Origin of the sequence: Bacillus sp. FSL M8-0266, from assembly GCF_038613425.1 — a bacterium.
GTDB classification, from domain to species: Bacteria; Bacillota; Bacilli; order Bacillales; family Bacillaceae; genus Bacillus; species Bacillus pumilus.
Window position 1 is genome coordinate 306,653 of the sequence record NZ_CP152015.1, and the last position, 11,311, is coordinate 317,963.

The window sequence follows — 11,311 nt, forward strand, 5'->3', positions numbered from 1 at the left end:
TCAAAATATTCTTTTAGTGAAATAATATTGATCTTAAATATCATCAGTGTTTATAATATAACACATCATTTGATTATTCAGAAAATTAAGTGAAATCTCGATCGGGACAAAGGGGTTTTGACACATGAAAACAGCAGCAGTATTACCACCAGAGAAACAAAAAAGAAAACTTCAAATGCCAGATGCGTATGTTCTCTTATTTATCATTGCGCTCATTTGTACCGTTGCAACGTATTTTGTGCCAGCAGGTGAATTTGACCGAAAGACGTCAGGGGAAATTACAACAGCTGTTCCTGGCAGCTATCATCGCATTGATCAATCACCCGTAAGTCCAGTGGGCTTTTTTACAGCCATTCAGGAAGGGATGGTAGGGTCTTCTTCTATTATTTTTCTCATTCTATTTACTGGTGGAACCATAGCCATTTTGGAGAAAACAGGTGCCATTAACGGAATGATTCACCATGTCATCAGCAGGTTTCAAACAAAGCAATTATTGTTTATTTGTATCGTTGGAGGATTATTTTCAGTGCTTGGAACGACCGGAATTGTCGTGAACTCTGTTATAGGATTTATTCCAATCGGGATCATTGTGGCAAGATCCTTGAAATGGGATGCTGTGGCAGGAGCGGCGGTGATTTACATCGGCTGTTATGCCGGGTTTAACGCAACCATATTGTCTCCATCTCCACTGGGGTTATCTCAGACGATTGCAGAGCTGCCGATTTTTTCTGGCATTGGCCTGCGTGTCATTATTTATCTTTGTTTTCTTATATCTAGTATTGTGTACATCTATTTATATACAAGACGCCTAAAGAATAAAGAAAAGGGAAGTCTTCTTGGTGATCAATGGTTTCCTGCGAAGGGGCTTGGCGGATCTGATGCAGAATCTGTGGACAAGCCTGCATTTACGGGCAGACATAAGCTGATTTTAGCAGTGTGTGGATTGTCTCTTGGGGGCTTCTTATATGGCGCGCTTCAGCTTGGCTGGACCGATAAGGAAATGGCAGGAGTCTTCATTTTCATGGCGATTGTTGCTGGATTGCTTGGCGGATTAGCAGCCAATGATATTGCGAAAACGTTTATCTTCGGCTGTCAAAGCCTTGTTTACGGCGCACTCATTGTTGGAATGGCACGCTGTATTTCTGTCATTTTGGAAAATGGTAAGCTGCTTGATACCGTGGTTAATGGCTTGGCGAGTATGCTGACAGGATTTAGTCCAATTGCTGGTGCGATCGGGATGTATATTGCGAGTGCACTTCTTCACTTTTTGATTTCATCAGGTTCAGGAGAAGCGGTTGTCTTTATTCCAATTCTTGCGCCGCTGGCTGATTTAATGGGCATCACAAGACAGGTCGCTGTAGAAGCGGTGATGCTTGGCGAAGGGGTGGTTAACTGTATCAATCCGACGTCAGGTGTGCTCATGGCTGTGCTTGCTGCAAGTGGTATTCCTTATGTGAAGTGGCTTCGTTTTATGGTGCCGCTTGCGCTCATTTGGTTTGTCATTGGCCTTGTCTTTATTTGTATCGGCGTGATGATCAATTGGGGACCTTATTAACATGTATAAAGCTGCTGACAATGGCTTGGCAGCTTTTTTCTTGTAGAAATATGCATGTATACAGCTCTTTGAAAGCACAATAAGTGTGTTCACAAATTCGCTACATATTTTTTTCCGAAACCCCCTTGCAAAAGTTTGTGAAGTATTGCACAATAAGAATGTGAAATACTTCACATAAGAAAAACAACCTAGTTTTACTCAGGAGGATGAGATAAATGACAAACGAAAAAGTAAACAAAGTAGCACTTATTGGAGCAGGTTTTGTAGGTAGCAGTTATGCCTTTACATTAATAAATCAAGTGATCACAGATGAATTGGTTGTCATCGATTTGAATCAAGATAAAGCAATGGGTGACGTCATGGATTTAAACCACGGGAAAGCATTTGCTCCGCATCCGGTGAACACATGGTATGGAGATTATGAGGATTGTAAGGATGCGGACATTGTGTGTATCTGTGCTGGAGCGAACCAAAAGCCAGGTGAAACGAGACTTGACCTTGTTGAAAAAAACTTAAATATATTTAAAGGCATTGTAGACAATGTGATGAAAAGTGGATTCGATGGTATTTTCTTAGTCGCCACAAACCCTGTTGATATTTTAACATATGCGACTTGGAAATTCAGTGGACTGCCAAAAGAACGAGTGATCGGCAGCGGAACTACACTTGATACTGCAAGGTTTAGATACATGCTTAGTGAGTACTTTGACGCAGCGGCACACAATGTGCATGCGTACATCATTGGAGAGCATGGCGATACAGAGCTTGCTGTTTGGAGTCATGCGAATATCGGAAGTGTACCGATTACAGAATTAATGAAGAAAAATGATCAATACAAACAAGAAGATTTAGATGAGATGATGGAAAATGTCCGTCATGCCGCTTATCAAATCATTGAGAAAAAAGGCGCTACATACTACGGCGTAGCGATGAGTTTGGCCCGCATAACAAGAGCGATTCTGCACAATGAAAACAGTATTTTGACTGTCAGCACTTACTTAGATGGAGAGTACGGAGCAGAAGATGTCTACATTGGTGTACCTGCCCTTGTGAATCGAAATGGCGCAACAGAAGTGATAGAGCTTGCACTGAATGATACAGAAAAAGAACAATTCGCGCACAGTGTGAATGTGTTAAAAGAGATTTTGGCTCCTCATTTTTAATCAAAAGCAACCTATCTGAGCAGAAAAGGATGAATCACTATGTGGCAGCAAATATATAATCCGTTTGGTAATGAATTCGTGAGTGCGTTGGTAGCAATGCTTCCAATTTTGTTTTTCCTACTTGCATTAACCGTATTTAAGTTAAAAGGTGTTTTAGCCGCTTGTTTTACCTTAATCGTCAGCTTTGTAACAGCGGTTTTCTTCTTTCATATGCCAATTGAAAAAGCATTATCTGCTGTGCTGCTCGGTATATCTAATGGGCTGTGGCCGATTGGATATATCGTCATCATGGCGGTGTGGCTCTATAAAATTGCTGTGAAATCTGGTAAATTCGATGTTATTCGTTCTAGTATTGCAGGAATCTCTCAAGATCAACGTCTTCAGCTCTTATTAATTGGTTTTAGTTTTAACGCATTTTTAGAGGGAGCCGCTGGGTTTGGTGTACCGATTGCGATTAGTGCCGCTCTCTTAACAGAGCTTGGGTTTAAACCGCTGAAAGCTGCGATGCTCTGCTTAATTGCCAATGCTGCGTCTGGCGCATTTGGTGCTGTGGGTATCCCAGTCATTACAGGGGCGCAAATGGGCAATATGACGCCGCTTGCGTTATCTCAAACCCTTGTGTTTACGATTCCATTTATTTCATTCTGTATTCCGTTCCTACTCATTCTCATTGTGGACGGATTCAAAGGGATTAAAGAAACGCTCCCTGCCTTGCTTGTTGTGAGTGGAAGCTATGCCATTTTGCAAGCTGTCACAATGGTGACAATGGGTCCTGAGCTTGCCAATATTATTTCAGCTTTAGCAAGTATGGGGATTTTGGCTTTATTTCTTCGAAAATGGCAGCCGAAACATATTTATCGTGAAGAAGGAGCACCAGCCATTGAACAGAAACAAACGTATCGCGGCGTTGAAGTGCTGAAAGCATGGTCTCCGTTCTATATTTTAACTGCCGTGATTACGGTATGGAGTCTGCCAGCATTTAAAGCATTGTTTGCTGTAGGAGGCCCGCTCAACTGGACAACCATTTTAGTGAAAATGCCATTTTTGCATCAGCAAATTGTGAAATTACCACCAATTGCACAAACAGCAACACCTATTGATGCGATCTTTAAAATTGATGTGATCAGTGCAACGGGTACTGCCATTCTGATTGCGGTGATGCTGACAGGTTTGTTTAGCAGACATATTACATTAACAGAAGGCGCTGCCTGCTTAAAAGCATCAGTGAAAGAGCTTTGGGTACCAGTTCTCACCATTTGTTTTGTCATGGGCTTTGCCAACTTGGCGAACTTCGCTGGACTAAGTTCAGCCATTGGGCTTGCACTTGCCAAAACAGGCGATTTGTTCCCGCTTGTCAGCCCAGTGCTTGGCTGGATCGGGGTGTTTATTACAGGATCTGTCGTGAGTAACAACGCCTTATTCGGTAACCTTCAAGCGGTCACTGCTTCTCAAATCGGCTCACAAGCAGGTTTGTTAATCGGAGCAAATACAACAGGCGGGGTCATGGCGAAATTAATTTCTCCACAATCTATCGCCATTGCTACAGCAGCAGTTGGAGAAACAGGTAAAGAATCTGAGCTCTTCCAAAAGACTGTGAAGTACAGCTTCATCCTGCTCGGCATAGTGTGTGTATGGACATTCATTCTTGCTCAATTTATATAGGTTTAAAAAAAGACTGGACAGCTCTCAGTCTTTTTTTGTTTATGTCGATTCCCTTGTTACGAGCCGGGTAGGCAGCTGGATATGTTCACGCTGTAATGGTTTTTGGTCTTGCAGGATCTCGATTATTTGCTGCACAGACCGCTGGCCAAGCTCTACGATCGGGATGTCGATTGTGGTGATCGTTGGAGCCGTCACCTCGCAAATGTCTTGATTGTCATAGCCAATCACCGCTAGATCCTTAGGAATTTGATAACCATATGAAATGGCCTGTTTAATGAGCCCTGCTGCGACTTGGTCATTACCGGTGAAAATGGCATCAGGTGCATTCTTCATGTCATGGATGACATCCATTAAGCGAAAACCGTCTTCAATGGTGAAGGCCTCGCCGAACAGCCAATCGTCATGCAGCGGCAAGCCGTGTGCAGAAAGAGCGTCGAGATAGCCCTGTTTCCTTTGTTTCTGTGCTTCACTGCTTTCTGTATCAAAGCAAAACCCGATCGATTTCCGCCCCGACTGAATCAAGTAGTCAACTGCTTTATAGGCAGCTTCCCGCTCGTCGTATCCAATAATCGGGATGTCTGCTGTTTGATGATATTCATTCGCCATGACAATAGGGCCGTTCGTTAAAAATGGCTCGATCTTTCCCCACGGATTTTCTAATGCCCCTAATATGACCCCATCTACTTCTCTTCTTTTTAATAATTGAAGCCCTTCAAGCTCTAATGATTCCTGATAAAACGTCTGAAGCACGATGGCTTTATAGCCTTGATCCAGTGCTTCTTTTGAAATTCCTTTAATGAATTGTGCAAAAAAAGGATGGTCCACAGCCGGGACAGACACAGCAATGGTTTTTGTCTGATGTGAACGAAGGGTGCGAGCCGCTGAACTCGGTGTATATTCCATTTCTTTCATCACCTGTAAAATGAGCTGGCGCTTTTCCTCTGACACATATGGATGATGATTCAGCACTCTGGAAACGGTGGTGGTTGAAACCCCGCAGCGTTTGGCAATTTCATAAATTGTACACATATTAACAAATCCTTTACACAAAGTTATTGTTCTGAAATCGATAACATCATTTACAATGTGAAACAAGTTAAATATTAACAAATGGAATTGATTAATTGGAGGGAATGGAATGCAAATATTGACGAAGATATCAGGTAAAAGCAAGGATTATCTACCTTTGCTGGATATGATCAATCAAGGTGTTCAAGTAAAGTCTGATTCAGTTGAGAAGCACCTAGCAAATGAAAAGCTGGTGACGTTCCTCGAGCAAGATATAGGGCACACAGGATTGGAAAAAATTCTCTTCCATTATAAACAAAATAAGGAAAAAAAGATACCGTTTCTGCCAGTTGATAGACTGATTTCAGAGGATGAAATCGATGATATTATGCAGGTGTTGAAAGAAGTATTGAGTTCTGGCCGTTTTACTTCAGGGCCATATATCCCGGCGTTTGAAAAGCAGCTCGCTGAGTACTTAGGGAAGAAATATGTCATTGCCACGTCAAGTGGAACAGATGCTCTAATGATCAGCCTTATATCAGCAGGCGTCACTCCAGGAGATGAGGTCATTTTGCCAGCGAATAGCTTTGCTGCAACAGAAAATGCAGTGCTTGCGATTGGGGCTGTTCCTGTCTATGCCGATATTGATCCAGATACTTACTGCTTGGCACCGAGTGAAATAGAGAAGCATATCACAGATCAAACGGCATGCATTCTTCCGGTTCATTTATATGGAAAACAAGCGGATATGAAGGCCATTTCGGCGATTGCGAAAAAGCATGGGCTGAAAATCATTGAAGATGGCTGTCAGGCGATCGGTAGCACTGACCTTGGAGCATATGGAGATGGGCTTGTTCTCAGCTTTAATCCATACAAAAATCTTGGTGTCTGCGGCAAGGCAGGAGCCATCGCGACAAATGATGAAGCCTTAGCAGAAAAATGCATGGAGATCAGCTATCACGGCTTTGAAGTAGGAAAGAAAAATGTCAAACGCAGTGACTACGGCTTTAATTCGAAAATTGATAATTTGCAGGCAGCGATCGGACTCGAACGCATGAAGTATTTAGGATTACAAAACTTTAAACGCTTTTACTTAGCAAAGCGATACATTGACCAGCTGCAAACGCTTGAGGATGAAGGATACTTGAAGCTTCCGAAGCTGACGGATGATCATGTCTGGCATCTGTTCCCGATCAGAGTGCTGAAGGGAGAACGAGATAAGCTTGCAACGAAATTGCTGAAAATGGGCATAGAAACGGATGTTTATTACCCGATTCTATCGCATCAGCATCAAACAAATCTTGTTTCTCAAAAGTATAAACAAACGACACTTCCACAAACGGAAAAAGCAGCACAGGAATTACTTCACTTGCCGCTGTATCCAGGCATGCCGCTGCAAGATCAGGAGAAGGTCATCGAGGGGGTTCATCATGTTATCAAGTCTTCCATTCAATAAAAAGCTGCTGAATCAGCCGAAAAATCCGAAGTGGATCGTCTTCTGTGACTTTGATGAAACCTATTATTCTCACGGAATGACCGATGAGCAGAGAGAGGATGTAAAGCGGCTGGAAGCCTTTGTGGCAGAAAAGAGTGAAGCAGGACAGCTCATGCTTGGCTGGGTCACGGGAAGCAGCCTCGATTCTGTGACAAGTAAAATGGAAACAGGCGGTTTTCATCAATTCCCGCATTTCATTGCGTCGAACTTAGGGACTGAGATTGTGTATACATCCGATGCTCATTTTGGACAGCCAGATGCGGAGTGGATGAAGCGGCTGGATGCGCAGGGCTTCTCAGATGAAAAAATTGAAGACATCCTCGAAACTATACGTGAAAAGGGAATTCATCTCAGACCGCAAACGCAGCTGGGCAGCTCAGGGTATAAGAAGAATTTCTATTATCAGGAGCAGGATGAACGGACAGATCTTCATCATCTATCATTTATCCAAACACTTGCCAAAGAGCGCGGGGTGGCGGTCAACATCAACAAATGCAATCCGCTTGCAGGAGACCCTGCTGATTGCTATGATGTTGATTTTTTACCAGTCGGCACAGGGAAGGATGAAATTGTCCGCTTTATGCTGAACCAATATGATTTATCGAAAGATCAAGGCTTTGCCTTTGGAGATAGTGGGAACGATTTGCGGATGCTTCAATCCGTCACGCACGGTTTCCTCGTCCAAAATGCGACGGCCGAAGCCAAGCGGCACCATCATCAAATTTGTCATCATGGGTATGCAAAAGGAATCTATGAAACACTGAAAACAGTGATGTATAAACATGAGGAGGCACATTCATGAAGAAAATTGGAATTGTTGGAGCAGGGAATATTGCAGAAGCACATGCAAGAGCATTATCAACGATCAAAGGTGCAGAGTTATCCGGTGTCTATGATTTACACGAGTCAGTTGCACAGGGATTCATTAAACAGTATGGCGGACGCGTGTATTCAAGTATCGAAACTTTAGCAGATGCATCTGATGGGTTGATCATTGCCTCCCCGAATTTTTGTCACAAAGACCATGCCCTTCAGGCACTAAGAGCAGGACAGCCCATTTTATGTGAAAAGCCAATGGCTGTGTCGCTGAAGGAAGCGAAGGAAATGGTGGAGACAGCCAAACAGTTCCAGGTTCAAGCCAGTATGGGCTTTAACTATCGTTACTTATCCTTTGTGAATATTTTGAAGAACTTGATTGCCAATGGTGAATTAGGCCGGATTTTGACTGTCAGGACTCATTTTAAGAAAAACAGTGCCCTCAGAAGAAAGACATTTTCATGGAGAGACAGCGGTGAGAGTCTGCGTACGAGCGGTGCATTAGGGGATCTGGGCATTCATTTAATTGATATGCTGTGGTACTTATTTGGCAGTGAAATGAAGAAAGAATCACTTAATACCAAGATGCTGACGCATGTAAAGGAAAAGGAAGAGAAAAAGGTACAGGTGGATGATCATACCGAAATTTTCGGTCAGATGGAGAATCAAGTGTTCTTTCACTTGGTCACATCCAAAAGCACGCAGCCTGAGGAATGCGGATTTAGTGTAGAAGTCGTTGGTCATGACAAGGTATTCAAATACCATACGAACATGCAAAACGAATATGAGATCAGCGATGGCTTGTGTGTGGAGCGTCATCAAATGCCGCAAACCTTGCTGACAGATCCGCCAAATGAATTTTACGGATGGTCTGATACGTTCCGTGATCAGCTGATGCACTGGGTGAATACAGATCCATATCCATCTCATATGAAAGTTGCTGATTTTGTAGACGGGTATCGCGCACAGGCTGCGCTTAATACATGCTTCGAGAGGGAAGAGGCTGTCGAGTCTGCCCGGGCATATTAAAGAGGTGGAGCGGAGGATGTCAAAACTCCGCTCCTTTTTAGAGGAAGTGAAAAGATGAAAAAAATATTTTATTTTGGCTGTGTCTTTTATTTTTTTATTGGGACCATTCATGTGTTTTTTGGCAGCTTAACTCCTTATTTACTGTCTAGTTACGATAAGGGTCCTGGGGAATTATCTTCTTTAATCTTTTTTCAGTTTATTGGTTTTTTGACAGGGGTTCTGTTATCACCCATCCTTGTGAGGAAAAAAGGCTATGGCGCTGTTCTGACTATGGGTCTTTTGCTGATGATCGGATCACTTCTGCTTGGGCTTTTGGTTCCTGGCTGGTCAACACTTGTGCTGGCAGGTTTTTTTCTTGGGAACGGGGCAGGCAGTCTTGAGACAACAGCCGGAGCGTATGTGATTTCGATGGCAAACAGTGCGAAGCGAATCAGTATCATGGAGGTCTTCTTTGGGTTAGGAGCGCTGCTGTTTCCACTTGTGATTTTACTGACTGTCAATGAACAGACGTGGCACTATGTGTTTTTATTTCAAGTCGGTGCACTGACTTTCTTCCTGATGCTCTGGCTTGCCTTTATGAACAAATTGCCTCGTGGACAGATGACTTCTTCCTCCAATGGGGTGAGAAAACCGTCCTTACTTGTTGATCGAAACAATCGAATCATTGTGGTGATCATGATTTGCTTTGCCTTTTTCTACGCAGGGATTGAAACGAACTTTGCGAATTTTTTGCCGTCGATCATGCTGGAGAAGGGGGGAGACAATTGGGGTCTCTTTGCAGTCTCCACTTTCTGGACAGCAATTGTCATCGGCAGAACTGTCATTGCGAGAAAAGCAGATCAGCTGCACCCGCTGCGTTTTTTAAAGCTAAGTGCAGCACTCATGATTCTGCTGCTCGTGGTCTTTGCCATGACAACCCACATTGCCGCCCAGCTGCTTCTCATCTTTTTCATCGGCTTGTGCGCAGCTGGTATGTTCCCAATCGCACTGACTGCATCTGCATTAATGATTGAAAATGCCATCGACGAGGCCACAAGCTACTTTATTGCAGCCGCAAGTTTAGGCGGAGCCTGCTTGTCCTTCTTGATCGGCTTTAGTCTTGAATGGGCAGGAGCAGCAAGTGCCGTCTTTGTTTTCGCCTTCTTAGCTGTTCTTCTGTTTGCAGCTGCGATTCAAATGAAACGTGCTACGAAAAAGGAAACGGTCTTGCCGCAACAATCGGCGCTGAAAGCCGATCGTTAAGCAATATCCAATGTCTCCTTGAGTCCACCTGAAAAGATGGCAAAGGACTTGTACTAAACCATAGAACGTTTGAATAATATGTACAAGTCAGCATCAAAAGGAGGACGTCTATGTGGCGGTGTTTTTTGGTTATATCTTTTTAGGGTTGTCACTTTCAGCGCCTGTTGGGCCAGTCAATGCAGCTCAAATCGACAGAGGGATTAAAAGTGGATTTTGGCACGCGTGGATTTTTGGTGTGGGGGCAATGGCTGCGGATATTGTCTATATGCTCCTCATCTATTTTGGTGTCGCCCAGCTTTTGACCGCACCTCTTGTGAAAACCTTTTTGTGGCTATTCGGCTTTTTTGTTTTGACCTATACCGGCATTGAGAGCCTACGTAAAATCAATTTGCAGGAGAGCCCGAAAAAGGATGTTGGAAACACTTCGATGGGTCAGTCATTTATGACGGGGTTTTTCATTTCTCTTTCCAATCCGCTCAGTATTTTATTTTGGCTTGGTATCTACGGCAGTATTTTGGCCAATACGATCGAAAAGTATGGGGCATCTCAAATGCTGATGTACAGCTTGGCTATTTTTATCGGCATGTTGATCTGGGATTTCAGCATGGCACTGCTTGCTAGTTCGTTTAGGCGCTATTTAAGTGAACGTGTCTTACATGGCTTATCCGTGCTTGCAGGCTTATCTTTACTTGGTTTCGGCGCTTATTTTGGGTATCAAGGGATCATGGCGTTGATTGGGTAGAAAAGCAGACTCATGTCAGTCTGCTTTTTTGTAAGGATTGACAGACATAACACATTCTTGAATAATGTTGAGATATAAAATGGATTCAAGGAGCTTTGCCATGCGTATTTTTCTTCCAGTATTCAACTATTTGTGCATGCTGATCTTATCAGTCATCACAGCAACAATCGTATATACCATGCTATTTATCCCGACTGAATCAGGCTTTGGTTATGTGGAGATGACAAGTCTGCTGATTTTAATCGCTTATGTAGTGTTTGCTGCACCGATTCAGCTTGTTTTACACAGGCATCCTAGAAGGTTTCGAGGCCGTGACTTACTTGTTTATTTTCTTGCGGCGTGGGTGATTTGCTCTGCGTTAGCGTTATGGATTGATTATGGACTGGTTGTGTTCATTAGCTACAAAGTCTATCTGTTTAGCTTTTGCTCAGCCCTCATTTATTGGGTGCTCGATTCTGTCTTTTTGATGAAGAACCGATCATAGGGAAGATACAAAAGCGCTCTATTAAAAGAAGCAGCATGGAGTGAAAGACGCACATACATGCTGAATTTGAACGAGAACATCCACCTCTGGAATGCGCAAGGAAAGTCGCTTAGGG

The 11,311-nt window shown here is 43.3% G+C and carries 10 protein-coding genes; 9 read left to right on the top strand and 1 reads right to left on the bottom strand.

Features of this window, described 5'->3' with window-relative positions; genetic code table 11:
• Positions 1 to 124 precede the first annotated feature (124 nt).
• The 3 genes from MKY83_RS01685 (at position 125) to MKY83_RS01695 (ending at position 4,380) form a co-directional block, all read left to right on the top strand.
• Entirely contained in the window at positions 125 to 1,555 is a 1,431-nt protein-coding gene (locus MKY83_RS01685) for a YfcC family protein (protein ID WP_065098745.1), read from the top strand.
• Between the two features lie 215 nt (positions 1,556 to 1,770).
• Complete coding sequence (locus MKY83_RS01690; RefSeq protein WP_003217251.1) at positions 1,771 to 2,718, top strand: L-lactate dehydrogenase; 948 nt, start codon at positions 1,771 to 1,773, stop codon at positions 2,716 to 2,718.
• Between the two features lie 39 nt (positions 2,719 to 2,757).
• Positions 2,758 to 4,380, top strand: a complete 1,623-nt coding sequence (locus MKY83_RS01695) for an L-lactate permease (RefSeq protein WP_065098746.1) — start codon at positions 2,758 to 2,760, stop codon at positions 4,378 to 4,380.
• Positions 4,381 to 4,419: 39 nt separating this feature from the next.
• On the opposite strand, the gene MKY83_RS01700 is transcribed toward MKY83_RS01695, so the two are convergent.
• On the bottom strand, positions 4,420 to 5,409 hold the full coding sequence (locus MKY83_RS01700; protein ID WP_065098747.1) for a LacI family DNA-binding transcriptional regulator: 990 nt from the start codon (positions 5,407 to 5,409) through the stop codon (positions 4,420 to 4,422).
• A gap of 109 nt (positions 5,410 to 5,518) precedes the next feature.
• Here MKY83_RS01700 and MKY83_RS01705 point away from each other — a divergent pair, with 109 nt between their 5' ends.
• The 6 genes from MKY83_RS01705 (at position 5,519) to MKY83_RS01730 (ending at position 11,196) form a co-directional block, all read left to right on the top strand.
• On the top strand, positions 5,519 to 6,844 hold the full coding sequence (locus MKY83_RS01705; RefSeq protein WP_113768664.1) for a DegT/DnrJ/EryC1/StrS family aminotransferase: 1,326 nt from the start codon (positions 5,519 to 5,521) through the stop codon (positions 6,842 to 6,844).
• The gene (locus MKY83_RS01710) at positions 6,819 to 7,685 is read left to right on the top strand and encodes an HAD-IIB family hydrolase (protein WP_340908717.1); all 867 of its coding nucleotides are present in this window, start codon (positions 6,819 to 6,821) and stop codon (positions 7,683 to 7,685) included. The genes MKY83_RS01705 and MKY83_RS01710 overlap by 26 nt, the downstream gene beginning before the upstream one ends.
• Entirely contained in the window at positions 7,682 to 8,728 is a 1,047-nt protein-coding gene (locus MKY83_RS01715) for a Gfo/Idh/MocA family oxidoreductase (RefSeq protein WP_126741576.1), read from the top strand. The genes MKY83_RS01710 and MKY83_RS01715 overlap by 4 nt, the downstream gene beginning before the upstream one ends.
• A 54-nt stretch (positions 8,729 to 8,782) precedes the next feature.
• Complete coding sequence (locus tag MKY83_RS01720) at positions 8,783 to 9,970, top strand: MFS transporter (protein WP_065098751.1); 1,188 nt, start codon at positions 8,783 to 8,785, stop codon at positions 9,968 to 9,970.
• Positions 9,971 to 10,082: 112 nt separating this feature from the next.
• Positions 10,083 to 10,712 carry a LysE family translocator gene (locus MKY83_RS01725; RefSeq protein WP_003217164.1) on the top strand — a complete coding sequence of 210 codons (630 nt, stop codon included), beginning with the start codon at positions 10,083 to 10,085 and terminating at the stop codon, positions 10,710 to 10,712.
• A gap of 100 nt (positions 10,713 to 10,812) precedes the next feature.
• Positions 10,813 to 11,196 (top strand): UPF0715 family protein, encoded by a 384-nt coding sequence (locus MKY83_RS01730; protein WP_217012749.1) that lies wholly within the window; start codon positions 10,813 to 10,815, stop codon positions 11,194 to 11,196.
• Positions 11,197 to 11,311: the final 115 nt, after the last annotated feature.